The 22758-nt window shown below is 55.8% G+C and carries 21 protein-coding genes and 1 pseudogene; 4 read left to right on the plus strand and 18 right to left on the minus strand.

Annotation, left to right across the window (positions count from 1 at the left end):
- Positions 1-95: 95 nt before the first annotated feature.
- From QOL82_RS28090 to QOL82_RS28170, 17 genes and pseudogenes are all read right to left on the minus strand, one after another.
- Positions 96-305: pseudogene (locus QOL82_RS28090) on the minus strand (phage integrase N-terminal SAM-like domain-containing protein); the annotation flags it as partial.
- A gap of 342 nt (positions 306-647) precedes the next feature.
- Positions 648-2003: a hypothetical protein gene (locus QOL82_RS28095; RefSeq protein ID WP_283445628.1), complete on the minus strand. Its 1356-nt coding sequence runs from the start codon at positions 2001-2003 to the stop codon at positions 648-650.
- Positions 2000-4378, minus strand: coding sequence for a heavy metal translocating P-type ATPase (locus QOL82_RS28100; protein ID WP_283445629.1), 2379 nt, complete (start codon positions 4376-4378; stop codon positions 2000-2002). The genes QOL82_RS28095 and QOL82_RS28100 overlap by 4 nt, the downstream gene beginning before the upstream one ends.
- 371 nt (positions 4379-4749) lie before the next feature.
- On the minus strand, positions 4750-5199 hold the full coding sequence (locus QOL82_RS28105; protein WP_283445630.1) for a DUF305 domain-containing protein: 450 nt from the start codon (positions 5197-5199) through the stop codon (positions 4750-4752).
- Positions 5199-5840, minus strand: coding sequence for a c-type cytochrome (locus tag QOL82_RS28110; RefSeq protein ID WP_283445631.1), 642 nt, complete (start codon positions 5838-5840; stop codon positions 5199-5201). Before QOL82_RS28110 ends, QOL82_RS28105 begins: the two co-directional genes overlap by 1 nt.
- A 10-nt stretch (positions 5841-5850) precedes the next feature.
- Positions 5851-6846: a copper resistance protein B gene (locus QOL82_RS28115; RefSeq protein WP_283445632.1), complete on the minus strand. Its 996-nt coding sequence runs from the start codon at positions 6844-6846 to the stop codon at positions 5851-5853.
- A 128-nt stretch (positions 6847-6974) separates the two neighbouring features.
- Positions 6975-8795, minus strand: coding sequence for a copper resistance system multicopper oxidase (locus QOL82_RS28120; RefSeq protein WP_283445633.1), 1821 nt, complete (start codon positions 8793-8795; stop codon positions 6975-6977).
- A 911-nt stretch (positions 8796-9706) separates the two neighbouring features.
- A complete protein-coding gene (locus tag QOL82_RS28125; protein WP_283445634.1) occupies positions 9707-10042 on the minus strand; it encodes a four-helix bundle copper-binding protein in 336 nt (111 codons plus the stop codon).
- Positions 10043-10103: 61 nt separating this feature from the next.
- On the minus strand, positions 10104-10868 hold the full coding sequence (locus QOL82_RS28130; RefSeq protein ID WP_283445635.1) for a DUF305 domain-containing protein: 765 nt from the start codon (positions 10866-10868) through the stop codon (positions 10104-10106).
- An 84-nt stretch (positions 10869-10952) separates the two neighbouring features.
- Positions 10953-11561, minus strand: a complete 609-nt coding sequence (locus QOL82_RS28135) for a DUF305 domain-containing protein (RefSeq protein WP_283445636.1) — start codon at positions 11559-11561, stop codon at positions 10953-10955.
- A 242-nt stretch (positions 11562-11803) separates the two neighbouring features.
- Complete coding sequence (locus tag QOL82_RS28140) at positions 11804-12118, minus strand: copper-binding protein (RefSeq protein ID WP_283445637.1); 315 nt, start codon at positions 12116-12118, stop codon at positions 11804-11806.
- Positions 12119-12162: 44 nt separating this feature from the next.
- Positions 12163-13092 carry a CopD family protein gene (locus QOL82_RS28145; RefSeq protein WP_283445638.1) on the minus strand — a complete coding sequence of 310 codons (930 nt, stop codon included), beginning with the start codon at positions 13090-13092 and terminating at the stop codon, positions 12163-12165.
- Between the two features lie 3 nt (positions 13093-13095).
- The gene (gene copC / locus QOL82_RS28150; RefSeq protein ID WP_283445639.1) at positions 13096-13467 is read right to left on the minus strand and encodes a copper homeostasis periplasmic binding protein CopC; all 372 of its coding nucleotides are present in this window, start codon (positions 13465-13467) and stop codon (positions 13096-13098) included.
- A 27-nt stretch (positions 13468-13494) separates the two neighbouring features.
- Entirely contained in the window at positions 13495-14868 is a 1374-nt protein-coding gene (locus QOL82_RS28155; RefSeq protein ID WP_283445640.1) for a multicopper oxidase family protein, read from the minus strand.
- A gap of 11 nt (positions 14869-14879) precedes the next feature.
- Complete coding sequence (locus tag QOL82_RS28160; RefSeq protein WP_283445641.1) at positions 14880-16304, minus strand: TolC family protein; 1425 nt, start codon at positions 16302-16304, stop codon at positions 14880-14882.
- Between the two features lie 2 nt (positions 16305-16306).
- On the minus strand, positions 16307-16801 hold the full coding sequence (locus tag QOL82_RS28165; RefSeq protein ID WP_283445642.1) for a hypothetical protein: 495 nt from the start codon (positions 16799-16801) through the stop codon (positions 16307-16309).
- 810 nt (positions 16802-17611) lie between these two features.
- On the minus strand, positions 17612-18115 hold the full coding sequence (locus QOL82_RS28170) for a hypothetical protein (protein WP_283445643.1): 504 nt from the start codon (positions 18113-18115) through the stop codon (positions 17612-17614).
- A gap of 138 nt (positions 18116-18253) precedes the next feature.
- On the opposite strand from QOL82_RS28170, the gene QOL82_RS28175 reads away from it, so the two are divergent.
- The gene (locus QOL82_RS28175; RefSeq protein ID WP_283445644.1) at positions 18254-18715 is read left to right on the plus strand and encodes a hypothetical protein; all 462 of its coding nucleotides are present in this window, start codon (positions 18254-18256) and stop codon (positions 18713-18715) included.
- On the opposite strand, the gene QOL82_RS28180 is transcribed toward QOL82_RS28175, so the two are convergent.
- Positions 18704-18904 carry a hypothetical protein gene (locus tag QOL82_RS28180; protein WP_283445645.1) on the minus strand — a complete coding sequence of 67 codons (201 nt, stop codon included), beginning with the start codon at positions 18902-18904 and terminating at the stop codon, positions 18704-18706. The two genes, QOL82_RS28175 and QOL82_RS28180, sit on opposite strands and share 12 nt — an antisense overlap.
- Between QOL82_RS28180 and QOL82_RS28185 the strand changes: the two genes are divergently transcribed.
- From QOL82_RS28185 to QOL82_RS28195, 3 genes are all read left to right on the plus strand, one after another.
- Complete coding sequence (locus QOL82_RS28185; RefSeq protein ID WP_283445646.1) at positions 18897-20450, plus strand: DUF4942 domain-containing protein; 1554 nt, start codon at positions 18897-18899, stop codon at positions 20448-20450. The two genes, QOL82_RS28180 and QOL82_RS28185, sit on opposite strands and share 8 nt — an antisense overlap.
- A 181-nt stretch (positions 20451-20631) precedes the next feature.
- Positions 20632-20928, plus strand: a complete 297-nt coding sequence (locus tag QOL82_RS28190; RefSeq protein WP_283445647.1) for a hypothetical protein — start codon at positions 20632-20634, stop codon at positions 20926-20928.
- Positions 20929-21093: 165 nt separating this feature from the next.
- A complete protein-coding gene (locus tag QOL82_RS28195; protein ID WP_283445648.1) occupies positions 21094-22680 on the plus strand; it encodes an adenine nucleotide alpha hydrolase family protein in 1587 nt (528 codons plus the stop codon).
- Positions 22681-22758: the final 78 nt, after the last annotated feature.

Genomic DNA, 22758 nt, shown 5'->3' on the forward strand with positions numbered 1-22758 from the left:
CGTATCAGCGACTTGCTCCCGCATCGATGGACGCCTGCCTAATTCGTCCATCTACCCCAAGAGGTTTCGTCAAGACGGGATGACTGGGCGCTTACGACCGGCGAGGTGCCGCGGTCGACCAGATGCAACTGATAGCGCCGCAAATCCTCGACAGTGGCCGTGTCCGGCGAACGCCCCAGATAGCCCGCAAACTGCCGCACGATGCGAATGTAACTGGACTGTGTCTTGGGGGAGAGTTTGCGCATGCGCATGTCGTCGATCATGCGTTGGCGCAGCGGCGAAATGGCTTGAGTCGAGGGGGTCATGGCTCTGCTCCTGTTGGAAACGAGGCGGATTGCCTCATTCCTCAGGATAGAAAACAGCCACGCTGTGCTTCTGTTTCAACCGCCGGCGCCTAAGCGGAGCCTCCTACCGCGCGAGCGGTTTAGTCCTTCGGCCATAAGCGGAAGTTGATGACCCATTTCCGTACGTCTGCTGAACACCCCACAGCAGACATTGCAGAGCAATTTTCTGATCGAAACGGGGATAGAAAAACGCTATTTGTAATTAAGGTGAATTCGCTAAATCCGGGAGCAAAATGGGGAGCAAGCCGGAGGCGGCACCGTGCCGCTCTTGTTAAGGAATGTACTCAAACATACAGGTATTGATTACTCTGTCAGCGTCAATAATTCCCCTTTACTTACTTGGGCATCAGGGAGACTGTACACCGGCGCAAATCCACCTTGAGGCGTTCGGAAATTCGTTGTCTGCCCCTGGTAAAGTCGAGCGGCGGTCCACTGAACCTCACCCCGGTAGGCATAACAGCGAATGTCAAATTTTAGGTTCTCGGGCGCTACGCGACTGCCTGCGATTCTTTCCCCCGGCGCCATGGCAACTTGGGCAACATAGTCTGACTGCAAGATTTCCTGAAAGACCCGCTTGGTGAGCTTGTCGCCGCGGTAGGCTGCCTTGCTGCCGTAGCCGGCACTTGGCTTGAAAAATAGCTGTCGACGGCGGCTCCATAATTCTTCTTCGTGTGCTGCATCCACGACTTCGGTATGCAGTACGTTGGCCGCAAGAACGTCAATGAATTCCTTCGGCACGCCGAGCATTTTCAATTGCCCGCTGTCAGAAAACAATGCCAGATTGCGCTTATTTGCGTATAGCGCATGCGCTTGCGGGTGAGGGGTCAGTACGATGGCATTTTCCAAGAAAGCTGCGCACAATGCCGCGCTGGCGTCATTTTCAAGCTTAAAATCCGTCAGCCTGCTGTACACCATGTCGATGGCGGTATCGCCAACCCATAACACGCCATTCCTGAATAAGAGCTCAGCAGGGTCTGCAATGATGGCTTTCAAGCCTTGCTGCTGGAACAGTCTCTGGAACAGGAGGAATTCTGGATACAGATATTGCTCATGGGGTGCTGTATCGACAATTGCGATGGTCTGCAGCGGCTGGTTGCGCCTGGACAGCGTCCATTCTTGCAGGAACATGTCCATGATGCGCTGAGCCAATGAGGCTGCGCATGCCGTTGCCGCCGCCAAGCGTTCGTCGTCGATGCAACAGGCATGATGGGCTTGCGCCAAAACTGAGTTGAGCATGGCGCCGCCTGCATTGGTATTGATTTCGATAAGGCCGATACGATCGCCAGCCACATGAAAGTCGTAGCCAAAAAATACCCCCATGGCACCGCCGGGGTCATGCTGCGCAATTGCAGGGGCGCGCGAAAGCACGAAGTCGCGGTATGCCGGCAAGCCAACCACGGCTTCCACTGCCCTGACAACCTTGGACATTTCGATGACTGCGCTGTCCGAAATAAACACGGACCGTGCCGAGAAAATGTAGGGACAGCGCTCCTTAAGCAAGGCAAGCAAGGCTGGGGAGCCTAATTCCACGGCGAGCTTGGCCTCAAGCGCGTCTTTATCCAATGTGACGCAGAAACACTTGCTGTTGACTTGTTCACTGATCAATCCACTTCCCTCCCCAATACAGGCGCATTGCCGCGGAGTTTGCTTGCCCGTCATGCCTTTTTCCCTCGCAACCGCAGCGCATTTGTAATGACCGACACCGAGCTCAGGCTCATTGCAAGTGCCGCTATCATCGGCGAGAGCAGGTGCCCGGTCCACGGGTAAAGCAAGCCGGCTGCAATCGGAATGCCCAGTGCGTTGTACAGGAAAGCGAACCCCAGGTTCTGGTACATGTTGCGCACGGTCTCATTGGAAAGAATGCGGGCGCGGGCAATCGAACGCAGGTCGCCCTTAACCAAGGTGACATGGGCACTGTGGATGGCGACGTCGGTGCCCGTTCCCATCGCGATGCCGACATCGGATTTGGCTAGGGCAGGCGCATCATTGATGCCATCGCCCGCCATCGAGACCTTTTTGCCCTGCGCCTGGAAGCGCTCCACCAGTTGCAGCTTGTCCTGCGGCTTTACTTCGCCATAAAACTCATCAATGCCGAGGCGACGGGCTACCGCTTCGGCTGTCGTCACGCCATCCCCAGTCGCCATCACGACATGCAAGCCGCTTTCCTTGAGCGTCCGGAGTGCTTCCGGCGTGGTCGCCTTGACAGGGTCGGCCACGGAAACGAGGCCCGCCAGACGTCCGTCCTGCGCCAGGTACATGACGCTGGCCCCCTCGCGGCGCAGCGTTTCCGCCTGATCTGCGAGTGGATGCCAGTCCACCTTTTCGGTGTCCATCAGCGCGGTATTGCCCAGCGCGATGCGCTTGCCTGCAACGACGCCGCGCACGCCTATTCCTGTAGAAGATTCGAACGATTCGGGCCGGTCGAGCTGCATGCCTCGACGGTTCGCTTCCTTGACGATTGCCTGCGCCAGCGGATGTTCGCTGCCCTGGTCGATACTGGCGGCGAGCCTGAGCACCTCTTCATCCGAATAGCCAGCAGCGGCAGCGGCCCGATCGAAGGCCGGCTTGCCCTCGGTGAGGGTGCCGGTCTTGTCGACGATCAGCGTATCGATGGTCCGCATTGCTTCGATGGCGGCCGCATCGCGGAACAGGATGCCCTGCATTGCCGCACGACCGGTTGCCGCCATGATGGACATCGGTGTCGCCAGGCCGAGCGCACATGGACAGGCGATGATCAGAACCGCGACTGCATTGACGAAGCCATAGACCCAGCTCGGCTCGGGGCCGAAGAAGCCCCAGCCGAGGAGCGTCAGAACGGCGATGCCGACCACGGTGACGACGAAATAGCCGGCCACGACGTCTGCGAGTCGTTGCAGCGGCGCCCTTGAGCGCTGGGCCTGGGCCACCATCTGGACAATCTGGGACAGCATGGTCTGGGCGCCGACCTTTTCCGAACGCATGATCAGGCTGCCGCTGGTATTCATCGTTGCACCGATCAACTTGTCGCCGGGGCGCTTTGTCACAGGCACCGGTTCGCCGGTCAGCATGGACTCGTCGATGGCGCTTTCGCCTTCTACGACAACGCCATCGACCGGCACCTTTTCACCGGGACGTACCCGCAGCGAATCGCCGATGTGCACATGGGTCAGCGGAACATCCTCTTCTGTACCATCTTCCCGTATGCGTCTGGCCGTTTTCGGCGCCATCCCGAGCAGCGACTTGATGGCTTCGGACGTCTGGGAGCGTGCCCGCAGTTCCAGTATCTGCCCCAGCAGGGTCAACGAAATGATTGCGGCTGCGGCCTCGAAATAGACGCTGACCCGTCCGTGGCTGGCAAAGCTGCTTGGGAAGATTTGCGGTGCCACGACTGCAACGACGCTGTAGACGTAGGCAGCCGACACGCCGGTGCCGATGAGCGTCCACATATTGGGACTGCGGTTCACAATCGACTGTGCCCAGCGCACGAAGAAAGGCCAGCCCGCCCACAGCACGACTGGCGTGCTCAGGGCCAGTTCGATCCAGTTTTGTCCCCGCAATCCTTGCGGAAACAGCATATGGCCGAACATGGCCAGCACGAAGACCGCAACAGACAGCGGGAGGGTCCACCAGAAGCGGTGGCGGAAGTCGATGAGTTCCGGGTTTTCCTTGTCTTCCAGTGACGGCACCTCCGGCTCGAGCGCCATGCCGCACTTTGGACAGGTGCCTGGCGCCGGCTGGCGGATTTCGGGATGCATCGGACAGGTATAGATCGTCCCTTCCGGCATTGCGGCAGCAGTGCCGTCGTCAGGGCTTTTAGGACCGGTATAGGCCCCTGGGTCAGCGCGGAACTTGTCCATGCAGCGCGTGCTGCAGAAATGATAGGTCTGGCCACCGTGCTCGATTGCCTTTTCCGGGTTGGCCCCGACTTTCATGCCGCAGACCGGGTCGGTGTAGGGCTTGTCGGTGACTGCAGCAGCGGTGTCATTACCTGAATCGACGCCGTAGGCAGCATGACCATGCTGTCCGTGATCGTGGTGGTGTGCATCGTCTTTCATGTCGCGCCTCCTGTAAGTCAGTACATTGCTTTCCCTAAAGTGTGCCAAGCCCTACTCAAAGATTCTTTCTTGAGACCAGATTTACCATGGCACAAGTCCACCGGCGCCAATCGCACATCGCCATGTATGACGATTTCAATCAGAAGCCACCGTTTATCCGGGTTTGCTGATAATCCTGCTCTCTATAAGTCTAAGAGCAAGGTAAGCCTTCCCGTTGTGGTAAGGTCAAGTGCAGTCTGTGCAGCTGTCTTGCTACCGAGCCGCCCACCTCCGTGCGGTATCAAACCGATGCCACGTGGCAGGTTACCTGCAAAATAGGAGCGTGCACTTGACCTTCCAACTTCTTAGGCTTTTGATCTCGCTGCTGGCTGTCAACGCTTTTCAAGCTCTTGGATAAGCGCTTTCATTTCGGCGATCTCACGGCGTTGGGCCTCGATAATTCCGTCGGCAAGCTTTCGAACCCGCGGATCCGAAATATTTGCTCTCTCGCTGGTAAGAATCGCAATAGAGTGATGGGGAATCATGGCTTTCATCCAGGCCACGTCCTCGACGGTAGCCTGGCTTCGCACCAGCCAAAGCGACACGGCAAATACCACGCCGCTTCCAATGAAAATGGCCACATTCACCGCGCTGTTTTGGTACATGCCCAGCATGAATAGCAGCATTACGATCGCCATGGCCGCGCCCATGTACAGTGCCATATACGCCCGGGTTTCGCTGAAGAAGACATGATCAAGCGAATACGTGTTCAAGTACATCAATCCGAACATGACGACCGTCGACGTCCCGATCATTGCCGCAAACTTTGAATATTTGTTCATTATTTTTTTCCTTCAGAACTGTGAGAGTGTGGTGATGATTCGTGGTCCGAAGCTGTCGGCTTCTTCGCCTTTTCAGCAGAGGGATCATGCGAGCTTTCCTTGGAAGGCGAGCTGCCATGGGAATGCCCGCTGCTTTTGGCTACCATGGCTTGGTACTTTGCTTGATCGAGTTTAGGCAGCGCCTGCAGAAATCCGGCCATGTCCCAGATATCTTTATCGCTCATGCTTTTCCCCCACGCCGGCATTCCCGATGCCTTTATTCCGTGTTTGATGACCCAGAACGCATGTGCTGCGCCAGGCGCCTCCTTCGACAGATTCGGCGGGGTGGGGTACAGACCTTTGCTGAGCTCTGTTTCGGCCATGCCGGGCGAACGATGACATTGGACACACATGGCGTCATAGTTACCGGCACCGCGAATGATGGTTGCCTCATCGTTAATGGCCGGCACCTTAATGGCGGCGACTCTCGTCTCGATCGAGCGCTCCCGCATTGTTTCAAGCAGGGAGCGAACGAATGCAGTGTGCGGAACGTCGGCGGCAAAATTGTAAACTCCGGATCCGACGAAAATGGCGAGCGCACCCGCTGCAAAGAGAACGAGAACCACCGTCGTCGCGAGAACATGTTTTAGAGTGGGATTCATGATTTCCCTCTCAAAACCAAACGCGGATGCCGGCAACCAGTCGTGTTTCCTTGACTGCGCTGCCGGAATCTCTTGCGTAGGAAGCGGTGTTGCCAAACTTTTTGTTCCACACGACGCCGATATAGGGTGCGACCTTGCGTGAAAATTCATACCGTAGCCGCAGGCCCGCTTCGACATCGGACAAGCCAGAGCCAATTCCGCGCTCCGGATCGTTTTTGCCATACAGGTCAACTTTGACGTCAGGCTGCAGAATTAGCCGCTGGGTAATGAGGAGGTCGTATTCCGTCTCGAAGCGCATCGCGGTGCGTCCACCCTGTCCTATGTAAGCAGTCGCTTGTACATCGAACCAGTAAGGAGCCAGCCCTTGAATGCCGAATGCTGCCCAGGTCCGTCCAGGACCACCGCCGAAATCATGGCGTACTCCTGCTTGCGAGCCCCAGTAGGTAGCAATGGCATGGTTCCATAACGCTTCGGTGCGGGTTGCGCCGAGTCTGCCGTTTTCCCGTTCGCCGTCGACCTTGAACCATAGCTTGTCAATGTCACCGCCGACCCATGCTTGCGCGTCGATCGCTTGTCCATGGCTATCACTGGTATGGAACGCTTCCACTCGGTCCAGCAGGATCTGCGAATAGATATCGTTATCGGCCATATCCATTCCGGGCAAGTGACCGAGTTGCAGCCCGTCCGCATAAGCATCGGGATCACGGGCAGTCGGTGGTGGAGAACCGCCCTGCATCGACTTCATCATCGTGCTCATGTTCATCCCGGATGGCTTCGTCATTTCTTGCATTCCGGGTTGTTTCCCGTCCTGCATTTGGGCGTGATCCATTGGTTCCATCTTGCCATGGTCCATGCCCTGCATGGCTCGGTCTGGATCGGAAGAAACTTTACCCGGTTGGGCGTGCACCGGTTCCATCGCCTTGCTGGCATCCATGCTTTGATCTTTGTGCTCCATGGGCCCGCTATGTTCTTTCGTATCCATCCGCATGGCAGGCATCTGATGCATGGAATGGCTGTCCTGTGCCGTGGGAGATTGCGCCCAAGTCACCACGGGAACTAATAACGATGCCAGAATGGCTATTCTTAAGCACGAAGGCAGCTTGCTTGTGCAAGTTGGTTCTTTAATAAGCGATCTCATGACACCACCACCTTTCTGAACATTCCGGCTTCCATGTGATAGAGCAAATGGCAGTGATAAGCCCAGTTGCCAGGTGCGTCGGCGTTGACAAGGTAGGTAATGCGTTGTGCAGGCTGCACCATGATCGTGTGCTTCCTGACCTGGAATTTGCCGTCCGGGCTTTCCATTTCGCTCCACATGCCATGCAGATGAATCGGATGCGGCATCATGGTGTCGTTGACCAGCACGATACGAAGACGCTCGCCGTACCTGAAATGAAGCGGTTTGGAGTCTGAGAACTTTTGACCGTCAAAGGACCACATGTAGCGTTCCATATTGCCGGTCAGGTGCAGCTCGATTTCGCGACTTGGTTGCCGCGGGTCCAATGGACCTCCAATGGTATGGAGATCCGCGTACGTGAGCACTCTGCGCCCGTTATCACGCAGTCCAACGCCGGGGTCGTCAATATTCGCACGTGGCATGTCGACCCGCATATCGACGCCTGGGCCATACTCCGACCGCGCGTGGTGCGCCTTTGGCATCGACATCTCGTTTTTCCCACTCTGCATTTTTTGGTGGGAATCCATTTTTTCGGAGTTCATCTGGGTCATGGCTTGACTCTGGCCGGCCGGCATCTTCATTGCGCCGTGCGCATGCATGCCAGCCATGTCCCCACCCATTGCCATCGAACCCATCATGTCGACCATTGAAAGCCAATTCGGCTTGTCCATCTCGGGTACCTCAGCCCGCATATCTTTGTGTGGGGCGAGGGTGGCACGGGCATAGCCCATGCGGTCGATAGACTGGGCAAAAATCGTGTAGGCGCGGTCGTCCGATGGTTCGACAACTACATCGTATGTTTCTGCTGTAGCAATGCGGAATTCGTCGACAGTAACTGGCTCCACGTCCTGTCCGTCTGTGGCGACCACGGTCATCTTCAGACCGGGAATACGCAAGTCGAATATGCTTTGAGAGGATCCATTGATCACCCGCAACCTGATTTTCTCTCCCTTGTTGAACAGGCCAGTCCAGTTAGCGTCGGGTGACATTCCATTGACAAGATAGGTGTAGTGGTAGCTCGTTACGTCCGACAGATCGGTCGGACTCATGCGCATGCGATTCCACATTTTTCGTTTCGCCATGGCTTGCTGCAAGCCCAGGCGAGAAGCGTCCCGGACGAAGTCGACAGCCGTCGGCTCATTGAAGTTATAGAAGTCGCTCATCTTCTTCAGATTTGCGAGGACTGTCTCCGGATCGTCGTCTGACCAATCCGAAAGCATCAGTACGTAATCGCGTTGCGTTGGAAAACGTTCACCGCTGCGTGGCTCGACCACGATCGGGCCGTAGAGTCCGGTCTGTTCCTGGAATCGTGAATGGCTGTGATACCAGTACGTCCCGCTCTGCCTGACATTAAAGCGGTAAGAGAAGGTTTCCCCAGGCTGAATGCCGTTGAAGCTTAGTCCGGGAACACCATCCATGTTGAAGGGAAGCAGGATGCCATGCCAATGAATGGAACTCGTCTCCAGCAGGCGATTTGTCACCTGCAACGTTACGGTGTCTCCCTCCCGCCAACGCAGCACGGGGGCCGGCACCATGCCGTTCACGGCGGTAGCAACGCTTTTCCGTCCTGTGATATTGACTGGTGTGGAATCAATCGTCAGGTCGAATTTCGTTCCAGACAAGACATTCCGATTGCCAGGTTCTGCGCTTGCAAAGGCATGTGTTGGCCAAAGGTTCAAGCCGACTGCCGCCCCTGTGGCGGCAATGCCGGTAACAAACCGGCGGCGTGAAGGCGAGAATGGCTCCCGCCCGCTAGTGGAAAAATAGCTTGGTATCATAAAATGTTCTCCGAAAACCAATGAGATCGTGCGCGAGTACACGCGCATTAATACGATTAAAGTTCATGCTTCGGCGACGCATTAGCAATACGTCAAGGCGTCAGCACAAATCCTGTAGGTCAGACAGAAAACAATCTCGGCGGCCGCTTCGGACCGTCTAGAAACACCGTACACAGGCTACACGGTTCTTCAACACTTACCTGCGTTTTGATGCTAGGAGGAAATACAAAGGAGAAGCTGGAGATACTACCGCCTACACCGTCGCAACAAGGAACCTTGTAAACATGGTGAGATCCATGATGATCAACACCAGACGCAGATCGACGAGATACGCCGATATGCTGATCCTTGATTCGTGTGGAATGGCTCAACGGCATTGCTGTCGCAAACTTTGCAACAGAGTGTTCAGAAGCTGGATAACCGGAACTGACGTGATGCGGTAATTGGTTTTGTGAATGGGGCAGGCAATGCAACACGCTTGCAGCAAAGGCGCCCTGCAGCGACACCATTACAAGCAATGTCCAAACAATCAATCGTTTCGCAATGTGTGAATGCGACATTCAACTCTCGCCAAGTTGGAGGATTGCACAACTCCGTGATAAGCCAATTTCTTCAGTAATGAACACTTAAGAAGAGAAAATGTTAATTAAATATTCACATTCGTTTTAAACACTATAAGTACAATAGCGTTTGGATACTGGAGTACGATATGTGCATTTTGACATTCATCAACGCGTAACATTGGATGTCAAAGTAGGCACATAGAATTGGAATGAATCTTTTTTGTGTCTTGCCTTTATAGTGTTAGCTGCATAAATAGCTGAGATACCACTGTAGACCTTCCCTCAGTTGGAAGGTCAAGCGCCCGAGCGAAAGATTCTATCGTTCGGCGCTTGGCTGCTATCCGAGCCTTAGGCGGCAGCCGCCATGCGGCGACATTCATCTGCACAACGATGGCACGCGGCCGCACATTCTTGGCAATGATCCATCTGATGATTGACGCACTCATCGCCGCAAGCTTGGCAAATGTCTGCACATTGCTGGCAAATGGCTTTCGCATTTTCGCTACCGCGCGCCATATAGCTCGCTGCTAGCCGGCATATCTGCGCACAATCCATGTCCATGGCGATGCAACGCGCCATCATCTTCACGTCCTCTTCCTGCAAACAAGAGGCTGCACAGAAGTCGCAGGCGGCGGCACAGGAATAACAGGCTTCAATACAAGATGCAAATTGTTGATTGGGCATGATTTTCTCTATTTAATCGTTAAGAAAGTTACTTTTCTGGTTCTTCGCTGATTCGCTGTTTTTAAGGTCTGTTTATTAAAGGCAAGGCTTGTCCCAGATTTGCAGTTGGTACGAAGTCGCAAATGGAGAACTTTTTACACAGCATTTCTCGCATGTCATTAATCTGGTTTGTCTGTGCATGAACGATGCCGCTGCAATAGCGCTCCAGTCCGTCATGGTCGATATCTCGTTTCACCTGGCAGGCCAAACTCGGGAAAAGCGCGCGGTAATGGTGATTGCTAAACGTCTCCAAGAAGGTCCGGTTGAACTCAGCGCCTGCGGGTGTCCGTTCTAATTGCTGAATTGCCTGACGCCCTGGCCCCTGCAATTGTGGGGTGTGGTTGACGCCGTACCAGTCATGCAGAAATTTCTGTGCTTTCAGGATTTCTTCGCGTTGGCCCCGGTTTGCTTGGCGAGACATGGATCTGATTTGCTCGTCCGTGGCCTTCGCAGGTGTCGGATTGGTATTCGGCGTTGGTGCGGTGCCTTCCTGAGGATTGTCGATGGCAGTATCCCGCTGCAGGTCAGTGCCTGCCGCCAGCTCTGTCATCCGTAAGGCGGAATAGTGGTGGTCAATGATGAATTCGAGATAGGCTTTTTCGAAATCAGCGGTCTGACCCCGACCCGGTCCGTCGGCGAAGGCGGCCGGAGCAGTTGTCACGAGCACAGCTGTGACGCCTATAGCTGAGAGGGTCTTGCCGATAGTAGAACGGCTTATGCCATTCTCACTGTTCTTGAGGTAGGCCTCCAAAGCCTTGCGGGTTTTGGAGAAACGGACATTAACCATGGTGACGCTCCTTTTGAAAAATTCACGATAATTCGTACCAATTCCCCCTGGAAATCCATGCGGCTTTTAAACCGCTCTATTCAGTCATTTCCCAGCTACCTTCCATTCCTTTTTCCACTTTTCCATCTCGGCAATCTCTCCAGTTTGGCAGTCAATTGTCTTTTGAGAGAATTGCTTGATTTCCGAATGCTTGGCTTTTTTCAGCGCATCCTTCGCCATCTTGATGCCGCCTGCGTGATGTTTGGGCATCATGTCGAGGAACATGGCATCGAACTGTTCGCCCTTGCTGGCAGCCAGCCTATCCATGGACATGCTTTTCATTGATTCCATGCCAGGCATCTTCATGTTCACAGCGTCGCCCTTATTTGCGTACCACTGCTTTTTCCAATCCTGAAGCTGTTGAATATCCTTCTGCTGGTCCTCTATCATCTTTTTGGCCATTTTCTTGAGCTCGTCATGGGCGGAGCGCTCGTCGACGAGCTTGGCCATTTCCATCGCGCTTTGGTGATGGGCGGACATCGTGTCCAGGAATTGATGGTCGTACGGAGCTTTCGCTGCATTCGGCGAACTGGTCACCGCATGCATGCCGTGCATTCCCTGCATGTCTGAATGAGACTTTGCGTCCTGCGCGAATACCGGGTTAGCCAAAGCTAGGGCTAGTAATGCGATTGCCGTATTTCTCAATGGCGACATGGTTGGTCATTTCCTCCAAAGTAGGTAATTGATAGGCGGCCGACTAGGCGCGCATACGCTATCCATACGATGTAATGAGAAACCGGTGGTTCGAAAAAAAGGCATTTATATTCAATACATTAGCGTTCAATCAAACTAGCTTTGTCCAGTTTTGGGCGCAGCAATTCATGGGCGGCGTTTCCGGCCCAAGATCTTCCATGCCAACAAAAAAGGCCGACTTTCGCAAGCCGGCCCCTAATGCATTACTGCTGTTTTTCGAGCTTCGTTACCGTCAACTGACCGTTCGGCTGTTCTGCCACGAAACTGATTTTGTCTCCGACATTCACCTGGTCCAGCATCGCCGGGTCAGTGACGCGGAAGGCCATGGTCATCGCCCCCATGTCCAGATTTTCCAGAGGACCGTGCTTGATGGTCATTTTGTTGGTGCCCTTGTCAACCTTTTTGACCTCACCGGAGGACATCGGGCTGGACGCGGTAGCTGCAGACTGCGCGAATGCGCCAGACACGGACGTGAGGGCGATGGCGGTAACAAATGCTGCTTTAACGAGTGCTTTCATGGGATTTCCTTTTGGGGTTTCGTAAGGTTGTAGAAGGTATCGGCTCATTGGCCGGGAGGAGCACTGCTGGTAAGAACCGCAGCAGCCATCAAAACGAGTAACAGCGCGATAGACTCAATTCGCAGCACAGCAATAACGATGCGTAAGCCACGATGTGCTTTTGCCGCCGCTTGTCCAGACGAGAGCGATGCGGGCAGGCCAGAGAACTTATTGAATCCGCCAAGCGCAATGGCAAGCAGCACCAGGACGAGTTTGAAGACCAGGACGTTGCCGTAGCTCACATCAATCAGGTCGCGCGGGCTGCCCAGAACGCGGTATGCGTTGTAGGCGCCGGTTGCCAGAATTCCAGCTAAAGCGACTGCCGCCCAGTTCGACATCGATGTCAGGTACGCAGCCCGCTCTCTCGTCGCCACCAATTCACTGTCGCGTACGCGGGGAAGCACCACCCAGGCAGCAATGAAAACGATGCCCGCCCAGAGGGCCATGAATACCAGGTGCAGCCATTCTACCGTCACTGCGACACTGAACGGCCCATGTTCATAGGCATGGCCGATGGTGACTCGTGCGGCAGCCACCAGCATCACTAAGGCAGCGATGCTTCCTACGTAAGCCATCCGTGCATCGGGTCGGTTGAGGAGCAGGTGCACAACCATGGCGATAACAAGTAACGCAACGGCTGCAACGCCCGCATGTCCATAGTGCGTGGTGGTCATCATCTGAACACAGGCGGGCCAGGCGTCGAGCCATCGAACGTCGGCCATCATGGCGGACTCTGTCCAGAGCGACAGGAATATGCCCGCAGTACAAGCGATTAAGCCCGCCAACATGGCTGACGATAACCGCTTAACGACGGAGCTTTGCCACGACGCCGTCTGCTTCATCACCCAATACCTGGACGCCAGAACGCCGACTATCCAGGCAAAGCTGATATTAATCAGTGCGGTGGCAGCTGCCTGTGGAAACGTGAATTCCATCGATCACTTCACCGTGAAGGAATAGTCGCCCTTGCGCCGGTGGCCATCCGAACCGATGCCGACATACTCAACCTTGTACTTGCCGGCGCTCAGAGCCGGCACAGCCAGCTTCATGACGGAAGGGTCAGCCGCGTCCAGGGTCGCTTTGTCAGTGCTCACTTCCTTGCCAGTGCTGTCGACAACCTTCGCCGTGCTGAAGGCTGCTTCGAGCTTCTCGTTGAACTGGAGGCTGATTTCCTTCGGAGCGGTAGTGACTTCCGCATCCTTTGCAGGAATGGCGCTTTTGAGGGTGGCGTGGGCCCATGCGGATGAATAGCCCAGCATTGCGGTTGCTGCGAAGAGTGCGGAAAGGACGTATTTTTGTGCTGATTTCATGTGAAACTCCATGGGTAAAAGGTGGGGTTAATGGTTGCTGTGGCCGCCTTGCGGCTTGCGAACGTTGAGTTCGACGCCTGGCACTGAGCGACCTGTTTCGGGCGCTCTGGGGGCTGCGGGCATGTCGCCTTTCCATTCGTAGGCGACGGTGCCGGCTGGGTGCTTGTACCAGCCTGGGTCCTTGTAGTCGCCGGGCTTCTGATCCCTGCGAATTTTGACCGTAGTGAACATGCCGCCCATCTCGATGTTGCCGAATGGGCCTTCCCCGGTCATCATCGGAAGGGTGTTTTCGGGCAGCGGCATCTCCATGCCGCCCATGGAGCCGCCCCGTTCGCCCATGGCCATGTAGTCCGGGACGAGCTTGTTGATTTTTTTGGCGGCTTCCTTCTGGTCCACGCCGATCATGGTCGGCACGTTGTGGCCCATGGCGTTCATCGTGTGATGGGACTTATGGCAGTGGAAAGGCCAGTCACCGGGGTCAGTCGCATCGAACTCAATGGCGCGCATCTGGCCAACGCCGATATCCATCGTTACTTCCGGCCAGCGAGCTTCCGGCCGAATCCAGCCGCCGTCAGTCCCTGTCACGACAAACTCATGGCCGTGCAAATGGAACGGGTGATTGGTCATGGTCAGGTTACCCATGCGGATGCGCACCCGGTCGCCTTGCCGGACATTCATCGAATCGACACCTGGGAAAACCCGGCTGTTGATGGCCCAGAGGTTAAAGTCCAGCATGGTGCTGGTTTTGGGCGTATAGCTGCCAGGATCGATGTCGTAGTTACTGAGCAGGAAAACGAAATCCCGGTCCGCCTTCATGAAATTGATGTTCTTCGGATGCGTTACCCAGAAGCCCATCATGCCCATTGCCATCTGCACCATCTCATCAGCGTGTGGGTGATACATAAAGGTGCCGGGACGCTTCGCCTCGAATTCGTAGACGAAGGTCTTACCGGGCGGGATGCCTGGTTGGGTCAAGCCGGTAACACCGTCCATGCCTGCAGGCAGACGCTGGCCATGCCAGTGAATACTTGTCTCTTCGGGCAGGCGGTTAGTCACGAAAATCCGTACCCGGTCGCCCTCGACTACTTCAATCGTCGGGCCAGGTGACTGACCGTTGTAGCCCCAAAGGTTGGCTTTCATGCCGGGGGCAAACTCGCGGACTACCGGCTCGGCGACCAGGTGAAATTCCTTGACGCCATTATTCATCCGCCAAGGTAGTGACCAGCCATTCAGGGTGACCACCGGGTTGAACGGGCGGCCGTTGGATGGCAGTAACGGCGCCTGGGTCGCGGCGCCTTCCATCGTGACCAGTTCAGGCAAGGATGCCGCGCCAACACGGCTGACGGCACCTGCGCCGACTAAGGCAGCGGCGCCTGATAAGAAATTTCTGCGTGAAACCATTTGGAATCCTTTTAGTGTTTTTGGGCTTGGGCTTCACCGGAAGCCTGAGCGCGCATTTCGGTTGAGCCGCCGCCGTTGCCACCGCCATTGATGGCGTTTTGGAGATTGGTTTCGGCTATCCAGAAGTCGCGTTGGGCTTCTATGGCTGTATTGACACTGCTGACCTGGTCACGCGCGTCAGTCAGCAATTCGAATACGCTGGCGAGCATCCCGTTGTATCGAAGCATGACTTCGTCCGAAATCCGCTTGCGCAAAGGGACAACCTCGTCACGGTAGTGCTTGGCAACGTCGTAAGTCGTCCGGTAGGCCGAGTAGGATTCGCGCACTTCCGAACGGGCTCGAATAGCGGCATCTGCCGTGCGGTGAACGGATTGCATGTAGGTCGCTTCCGCCCGTGCAGTGCGGGCGCCGCCCCAATCGAAAATAGGCAACTCCAGCGATATTTCATAGCCGTTTTCCCGCGGCTTGCCCGTCTCGCTCTTGTTGGCGTAGCCAGCGTCGAAAACATTGATAAAACCTGTTGCACGGGTCAGGCCCAAGCTGCTCGCCGTCGCTTCTGCGTCCCGACGTGCCATTTGGATGTCAAGGCGCTGAGACATAGCCTGCGTCTCCATATCGGCTACCTCGTTCGGCGCCTTCGGCAGGTCAGGCAGGCGTTCTGGCAGTTTGAACGCCGTATTTGCACCCCACAATCCAAGCAAGCGGGTTAGCTGCTCACGCGCTGCAGTGGCGTTATGCCGGGCGCGGGCGAGCTGCGTGATTGCGTCGGCATGGAACACCTGCTCGCGAGCCTGGTCGAGCTTGCTCCAGTTGCCGACTCTCGCAAGTCGCTGCGCAAGTTCGGCGCTGGCTTCTGCTGCGGTAGCCACTTGTTCGGCGTATTGGGCACTTTGCTGCGCCGCGAGTGCTGTGAAATACGCCTTGCGGGTGTCTGCTGCAAGCTGCACTGCTTCGGAGGCAGCCTGCAGCTTGGCCTGCTCAAACCGGCGGCCTTCTATGTTCGTGCGAAGCGGCATGGTCAAGAGACCGACAAAGTCGAACATGATGCTGCGGTCGATTTCGGTATCACCACCGCCGCGCAGCCGTCCGAAGGAGTAGCCGGGATTCCTGAGGCGGCCAGCCTGCACGAGGCTCGCTTCGGCAACGCCCAGCTCAGCGAATGCGGCCTGCAGCCCTTTGTTGTTGGCCAGGGCGAGTTGGACGGCGGAGTCCGGGGTCAGCGGCTTGGCCAGGATCTGGTTGACAGCGGTCTGAATAGCTTTTGCATCGTCGGCCGATTTCTCACGTTGGACCGTCTGACCTGTGCGCTCCTGGGTCAGCGTGGACACGGAGTCAATCCCGCCGTCTTTCGAGAAGGTCGCGCACCCGGTCAGAATTAGGGCGGCAAGCGCGATGGCGAGCGGCTTCAAATGCGCCGCTTTTGGTTGAATGCGCATTGTTATTTTCCTTGCATGTTGTGATGGCCCGCGTGCGGGTCGGACGGTGCGGCATGAGGGTTTGCCTGCGGCTTGGAAGCCCCCATGCCAGGCGTGGACATATGGTTCCCGGAGCCAGTTGCCCCCATTCCGGGCATGTTTTGATGACCTGCGTGCGGGTCAGACGGCGCAGCGTCGGCTTTTGGCTCAGGCTTGGTTGTACCCATGCCAGGCATCGACATAGGGTTCCTCGGGGCGGCTGGCGTCATACCAGGCATGTCCAAATGACCGCCGTGCGCATCCTTGCTTGCGATTTCTTCGTTGGCTGCACGCCAGACCTGATCAGGAGAGGTTGTCTCGTCCGGCGTAGCACGATAGTTTTCGAAGGCCGATACGTAGCCTATGGCAGGCACCGTGACATTTGCGTCAGCCGGGTTTGCTTGTTGTGGTTGTTGCGCGGTCGCGGCGAGCGGCAGGAATGCCAACACGGCCACCGTAATCCGGTGTGAAAAGGACATGATTACCTCAGAATCGATAGAACAGACGTGCAAAGGCACGCGAATCGCATGAGGGTCAGACAGCCGGACGAATGTCGTCTAGCGTACTTAGCTCAGTACGTCGATTAAGCGGTAACGCGTTTGGGAGGACGTTCGAGGCCGGCCGGAATAAATCCGGTGACCAAGGGGGGAGCAGGTGTAAGGACAGGCAGGGAACTGCTATAAGCCGGCGTCAGGAAAGAAAGAGACGGCGGGGCAACCGCACCTACACAGCAAACTGCGCAGGCGCTACAAGAGGAATTTATATGCTTCATGTCGGCAGAACTGCCGGCAGATTTAGTCACGGCAACTTGAACAGGATCTGCAGCGCCATCGCCCTCATGATGGTGAGGTTGAGTCACAACCATTATTTCTGCAGAGTCATGGTGTGACATAGGTCCGCAAGACGTCTGGATAGCAGCGGCTATCCCCTGAAGGGGAAGCGCGGCCAGTAACAGCCAGAGCAAAAATGTCTTGAAGATCCGAGGCATTTTGTGAGTATACCAGTTCTCTGCGGGGCCGCCAGGCGACAATTCATGCAGAATGTAGAACTTCTCTTAATGAGAACGTAAGGCTTATTCGCGGACTACGCAAATATGTTTCAAGTGCCTAACTACCTCTTACGCCGTCTCTTTCGGACTTAGGTGGTTAACTGCTTTCTTCTCAAGGAGTGTGAAAAGTTGAAATGGCCGCTTCACTTTATATAGCAGACCTTCAAATATCTCACGCGACTGTCTGAAATGGGTCGAACGACGACATTGTTCTGACGTTGGACTGGAAAGCATCGCAAATCTAGAGCGGCCACCCCTTTCTGAGTTCATGCAAACCTGCTCGCAACGACTTGACGACTTCCAGTTCGGCCTGAAGGGCTGGGATTGTGTAAGGGAACTCTTTTTGATAGGGTGAAGTTGGCAACCCGACCACATTAACGACCCGCTGCCTGGTTGGTTCGATCCCCCGGCGACCATGGACAAGTTTGTTTCGACACTCGCGCACCCTGTGTGCTGCGTCCAACCAGCGCGTGTGCGCGGTGAGCGCTTCAGGCGAAGCCGCATATTTACTCGCGGCCTGTTTTTTGAGGAAGTCGAGCTTTTTGTGGAAATTCGACTGGTTGTATTTAGTCGTCAACTTCTCAAGCCGTTGCCCTTCCCCAGTCCATACCACCATCATCCCCAACTCCATATCCAGCCTGGAGTATTCGAACAACATGTACCCGAGGATGGACGCGGCTTCGCGCTCCAGCCGCTCACGTTCTGCCTCAATCTCGATTCCCGTCCAACTTCGCATCGTTCCCATTTCCCCTTGCCGTTGTGACTGGCCCTGTCAATCCAGCCTGCCTCTTGCATTTCCTTGTGTGCCATCCCAAAAGGCACGATCAATCCCTGGCATCTGCCAAGGCCAATACAGCTTCTTCACCTCACAAGGACTTTTAACATGCAAGCAACTATACGCAATGATGTTTCCGTCGAAACGATGGAGCAACAGATCAGGGCTGACGGTTACCGGGTACTGCGTTCTGACCTGCGGGGCTATTACTTCGAAAAGGATGACCTCGCCTCTGAGGATCACCCGATCCGTGACGCCGCTGTTCGCGCCGCCCACGACCACATGAACCACAATGCGACCCAGGGCAGTGTGCCTGGCACCGAAGACGAGCAGGAATGGACGCCGGTGTACTCCCGTTGGCGTCATGGCGGCTGGTACGTCGACAACGTGGTTTATCCAGGCGGCGCATGCGGCTACGTGAGCAATAACTATCCCGATAAGAAATGGCGAATCGTTTGCGACAGCCGGCGTAATGACCTCGGCGGATCTGGCGACTATACGTTCCCTTCCCGTGACGCAGCTGCCAGGGCCGAGCTTGCACTGGCCAACGCCTTGCTCCTACAGCCCTAACCGACTGACCAACCACCAGCCCGCGCTTTCCTCTTCGAGGACTGTCGCGGGTTTTTTCTTTGCCGCTTCGATCGTGCCTTCCTGATTCCTGTTCTGCATTTCCTCCTGCAACGCAAATTCCGGCATACGCCGGCGCCGTGATTCCCACTTCACATTAATTCTCACCTTCAGGAGCAAGAGCATGAACATGAATGAACCCGAGCTGTTTTCCGGCCACCAAAACCAGTTGTCCGTCTTTACCCCGATCGATGCGCTTCTTTCGGAGTACCGCAAGAACCGCGACGATCTGGAGCGCATTGCTGCCTACGTCGCCAACGAAACCGGCGGCGTCATGCGGTTTTTCATGTGCGGTGCACAGGTTGAGCAGCAGATCAGCAGCATCAGCGCGGCCAGCCTGTTTGCTATCGACCCGGCTGTCCGCGCGCTCGATGCGAGCTTCTGGGCGCGGGCAATGGCACTGACCGATGTCCTGGAAACCATGCCTGCAGAAAAACGCATTGCATGGAACGAGCAGATCCGCAGTCATAAGACGCCGGCGTTCGAGCCGGACTCGGTCAAGTCGACCATTGGCGACCTGCTAGCCCAACGCTCGCAGTTCTTTGCCGAGCGCGTCGATGGCTTGTTTCGCGCTTTGTCGGGCGAGCATGTGACCAACGCGCCAGAGGGGTTCGGCAAGCGGATGATTGTAGCGTACCTGCGAACCTCATACGGCACCTTGAATTACGACCGAGCAAACTACATTCATGACCTTCGCGTCGTTATAGCGAAATTCATGGGTCGGGATGCGCCTTTTGGCAACGTGACGGACGAGGACTTGAGAAACATGTACCGCAATGGCCAGTACGGGGAGTGGAAGAGCTTCGATGGTGGTGCGTTTCGCATGCGGTTGTATATGAAAGGAACGGCGCACCTCGAAGTGCATCCTGATATTGCCTACCGCCTCAACCAGGTGCTTGCGTGGCTGCATCCGACGGCTATCCCGAGCAAGTTCCGGACGAAACCGCCGCGGGCGCCAAAGGACTTCACCATGGTGCATGACCTGGTGCCGTTTGAAGTGCTGGCAGAATTGTCGCGGGGCCGGGTCGACCGCACAGGGCAGGTTCTGTCTTTCTGGAGCAACGACGTCAAGGCAAACCATCGAACCGTCGCGGTTCTGCAGTATCTGGGCGGAGTGCCAAACGCCAGCATGCGCGAATGGTCATTCGACTATCCGATCCAGGCGGTGCTGGAAGAGTTGATGCGGACCGGCCGGATTCCCGACCAGAAAACCCATCAGTTCTACCCAACGCCGGCCTGTCTGGCGTCGATGGTGGCCGAACTGGCTGCCATTGGAGAGAACGACACGGTGCTGGAACCCAGCGCAGGCCTTGGCAGCATCGCCGAGCACTTGCCGAAGGACCGCACAACCTGTGTTGAGATCTCGAAACTGCATTGCAAGGTCCTGGAGAGCAAGGGGTTCAACACGGTATGCGAGGACTTTTTGCGGTGGAATCCACCAACGAAGTTCGACCGTATCTGTTTGAATCCTCCGTTCAGCGAAGGAAGAGACGCCGAGCACGTTCGGAGAGCTTCAACGCTGTTAGCTGATGGAGGCAAGATCGTCGCCATTCTTCCGGCCAGTCGTCGCAACAAGACGCTGATGGAAGGCTGGACACACGAATGGAGCGAAGTCTTCGACAACCGCTTCGAGAGCACACAGGTCGCTGTCGTGATCCTTGTGCTGACGCGAGACTAACAGGGCAGGGCTTCCACGCCTTTCCTTGCCAGGTCATTTCTTAACTCACCCATCCCCGGTTCTCATTTGAGACCGGGGATTTTTCTATGCGCTTCCGGAGCAACGCATGCGAGCTTATAGAACGTCGTTTGGCATCTTCAATACACGCCAACGTGGTTTAACTTCTACAGGAGATATTTCGATGCAAAACGTATGCACGAGCAGTGCCATCCCGGATGCAAAGCTATTGGAAGGGTTTGACAAGGCGGCGGCGGCATATACCCCGGCGGCAGTTGTTCCCCGCCAGATGACAACGATCCCTTTCAGCCAGGTGCCAATCGACGGCACGTTCTTTGACCCGCACTGCGGCGAAGACTTCGTGAAGGTATCGGCCACACGTGCACAAATGGCATCGATCGGATCAGACCCGAACGGGCCGGACAGCTTCGGCGCGGACGAAATGGTGGAGGTTGAGTTCGTCACTGTCCAACAAGGTTAGCAATATCGAGGGCTTTCCCTTGTAGTTAAATTGCTACGTAAGCAGGCCGGGTCGACTTTCATGTCACGCCCGGCTTTTCGTTTTTCTGATCCTCTTTCTTCCGTCGCCGTGTAAGTCATCTCCCTCCTGTCAAGGCAACCAACGCCTTCTTTCACCGGAGAGATCATGCATACCAACGCAGTCAGTCACGCAGCAAAGTATCAAACGCTTCAGCTCTTCCGCATGGAAGACATCACCATGTCGCTCGATGACCGGGTGGCGTCAGCGACCGGGGTCATCATGGACCTGTTCGAAGAAGGCCGGCCCATCGTGATCGCAACAAGTTTTGGAAAGGACAGTTCAGCTGTCATGTCCATTGTCATGAATGCCGCAAGGGACTTCGCCGCGGCCGGTGGCAAGCCACTGGTGGTAGCTACATCTGCCAATACTTTAGTCGAAAATCCTGAAGTTCATGCCATGGCCAAGAAGGAAATGGGCAAGCTTCATGCTTACGCAAAAGAGCACGGCATCCGTTTTTTCGGGAAGTTCGTCACACCGCCGCTGCTCTCCACCTTTCAGGTCAAAATCCTGTCGGGACGGGGCATTCCAAGCTGGGCATCAGGGGGAAATGATTACGCCGTGGACCTGAAAATTTCCCCACAGAAATCGTATCGGAAGAAGCTGTTTCGCACGATTGCAGAGAAGGGTATGCCCGAGCCGGTTACCTGCCTGGGCATGCGTATCGAAGAGTCTGAAGTCAGGGCTGCGCGGATGAAGGCGAATGGTGCGCGGGCAGAAACGCCGGTGCGCAACAAGGATGGAGAGCTTGTTCTTTGCGCGGTGAGTTATTGGTCTGAGGATGATATCTTCGAGTATCTGGGCGAGTGCAGTTCCGGCCTGCGCCAGTCGTACTCGGACCCCAAGGAAACGCTTCGCATCTATGCGCACTCGGCGGGAACGTCGTGTGCGGTGGTGGCGCAGAGCATCTATGAAGGCAAGCAGAAGAAGGGCGGCTGTGGCGCCAGGAATGGCTGTTTTACATGTTTGAAGGCCGAAGACAAGTCGCTGGCAGCCATGATCGAACTGGAACCCCGGTACGAGTACTTACGTGGCTTGAATCGCCTGAACAGCTATCTGCGCGCCATCGAGAAGGACTGGAGCAGGCGGCATTGGGTCGGTCGCACGATCGAAGAGGGCCACATCATTATTCAACCCGATACGCTGCATCCGCGTGAGATCCGTAATATCACCCGTTATATGCTGCAGCTAGACCATGATGAAGGGGTGCGAGCCCGCCGTGCCGGGGAGAAGCGGAAATTCACGCGGCTTCCTTTAGAAATGATGATTTGCATCGACGCGCTTCAAAGTATGAACGGCATAGCCCGTCCCTTTGCTATTTGGGACGATTTCCGCTCGATCTACGACAAGGGCATACGGTTCGACATTCCCGATGTTGTACCGTTCAAGGAAACGCCTATGCCTGATGCGAAGTTTCTGTCTGTGGGCAAGGAGTGGGACACCAGTGTGCCTGACTCTGCCTGGACGGGGATGCGGGATGCTTATGTTGAAGCCCTGACCGAAGGAAGCGGCTGTACGCCGGACCTGCGCATCCTGAAGGACGGAACAGCAGTGTGGGATCTGGAGACCGAACAGTCGTTCACGGTTGACCAGGAATCCGCAGTGATGCTTCTCGACTTCGAGCTGGAGAACATGCTGGCGATGTATGACGCCTCCTACAACAGGGGAGGTATCACCCCTTTCATTTACCCATAAGTTCTGTCCCGATATTGAAGCCAAGCTCAATGTAAATGAGGCGGGTCAGTCCGCGCCACATGACAGTATTGCCTGGCG

This window comes from Noviherbaspirillum suwonense, assembly GCF_900182955.1.
GTDB classification, from domain to species: domain Bacteria; phylum Pseudomonadota; class Gammaproteobacteria; order Burkholderiales; family Burkholderiaceae_D; genus Noviherbaspirillum_A; species Noviherbaspirillum_A suwonense.

What these genes read in the sequence shown, in the direction of transcription:
- QOL82_RS28095 (WP_283445628.1), bottom strand. Translation starts at nt 2,003, where the DNA reads ATGACGGGCAAGCAAACTCCGCGGCAATGCGCCTGTATTGGGGAGGGA.
- QOL82_RS28100 (WP_283445629.1), bottom strand. Translation starts at nt 4,378, where the DNA reads ATGAAAGACGATGCACACCACCACGATCACGGACAGCATGGTCATGCT.
- QOL82_RS28105 (WP_283445630.1), bottom strand. Translation starts at nt 5,199, where the DNA reads ATGAACAAATATTCAAAGTTTGCGGCAATGATCGGGACGTCGACGGTC.
- QOL82_RS28110 (WP_283445631.1), bottom strand. Translation starts at nt 5,840, where the DNA reads ATGAATCCCACTCTAAAACATGTTCTCGCGACGACGGTGGTTCTCGTT.
- QOL82_RS28115 (WP_283445632.1), bottom strand. Translation starts at nt 6,846, where the DNA reads ATGCATCAGATGCCTGCCATGCGGATGGATACGAAAGAACATAGCGGG.
- QOL82_RS28120 (WP_283445633.1), bottom strand. Translation starts at nt 8,795, where the DNA reads ATGATACCAAGCTATTTTTCCACTAGCGGGCGGGAGCCATTCTCGCCT.
- QOL82_RS28125 (WP_283445634.1), bottom strand. Translation starts at nt 10,042, where the DNA reads ATGCCCAATCAACAATTTGCATCTTGTATTGAAGCCTGTTATTCCTGT.
- QOL82_RS28130 (WP_283445635.1), bottom strand. Translation starts at nt 10,868, where the DNA reads ATGGTTAATGTCCGTTTCTCCAAAACCCGCAAGGCTTTGGAGGCCTAC.
- QOL82_RS28135 (WP_283445636.1), bottom strand. Translation starts at nt 11,561, where the DNA reads ATGTCGCCATTGAGAAATACGGCAATCGCATTACTAGCCCTAGCTTTG.
- QOL82_RS28140 (WP_283445637.1), bottom strand. Translation starts at nt 12,118, where the DNA reads ATGAAAGCACTCGTTAAAGCAGCATTTGTTACCGCCATCGCCCTCACG.
- QOL82_RS28145 (WP_283445638.1), bottom strand. Translation starts at nt 13,092, where the DNA reads ATGGAATTCACGTTTCCACAGGCAGCTGCCACCGCACTGATTAATATC.
- copC (WP_283445639.1), bottom strand. Translation starts at nt 13,467, where the DNA reads ATGAAATCAGCACAAAAATACGTCCTTTCCGCACTCTTCGCAGCAACC.
- QOL82_RS28155 (WP_283445640.1), bottom strand. Translation starts at nt 14,868, where the DNA reads ATGGTTTCACGCAGAAATTTCTTATCAGGCGCCGCTGCCTTAGTCGGC.
- QOL82_RS28160 (WP_283445641.1), bottom strand. Translation starts at nt 16,304, where the DNA reads ATGCGCATTCAACCAAAAGCGGCGCATTTGAAGCCGCTCGCCATCGCG.
- QOL82_RS28165 (WP_283445642.1), bottom strand. Translation starts at nt 16,801, where the DNA reads ATGTCCTTTTCACACCGGATTACGGTGGCCGTGTTGGCATTCCTGCCG.
- QOL82_RS28170 (WP_283445643.1), bottom strand. Translation starts at nt 18,115, where the DNA reads ATGGGAACGATGCGAAGTTGGACGGGAATCGAGATTGAGGCAGAACGT.
- QOL82_RS28175 (WP_283445644.1), top strand. Translation starts at nt 18,254, where the DNA reads ATGCAAGCAACTATACGCAATGATGTTTCCGTCGAAACGATGGAGCAA.
- QOL82_RS28185 (WP_283445646.1), top strand. Translation starts at nt 18,897, where the DNA reads ATGAACATGAATGAACCCGAGCTGTTTTCCGGCCACCAAAACCAGTTG.
- QOL82_RS28180 (WP_283445645.1), bottom strand. Translation starts at nt 18,904, where the DNA reads ATGTTCATGCTCTTGCTCCTGAAGGTGAGAATTAATGTGAAGTGGGAA.
- QOL82_RS28190 (WP_283445647.1), top strand. Translation starts at nt 20,632, where the DNA reads ATGCAAAACGTATGCACGAGCAGTGCCATCCCGGATGCAAAGCTATTG.
- QOL82_RS28195 (WP_283445648.1), top strand. Translation starts at nt 21,094, where the DNA reads ATGCATACCAACGCAGTCAGTCACGCAGCAAAGTATCAAACGCTTCAG.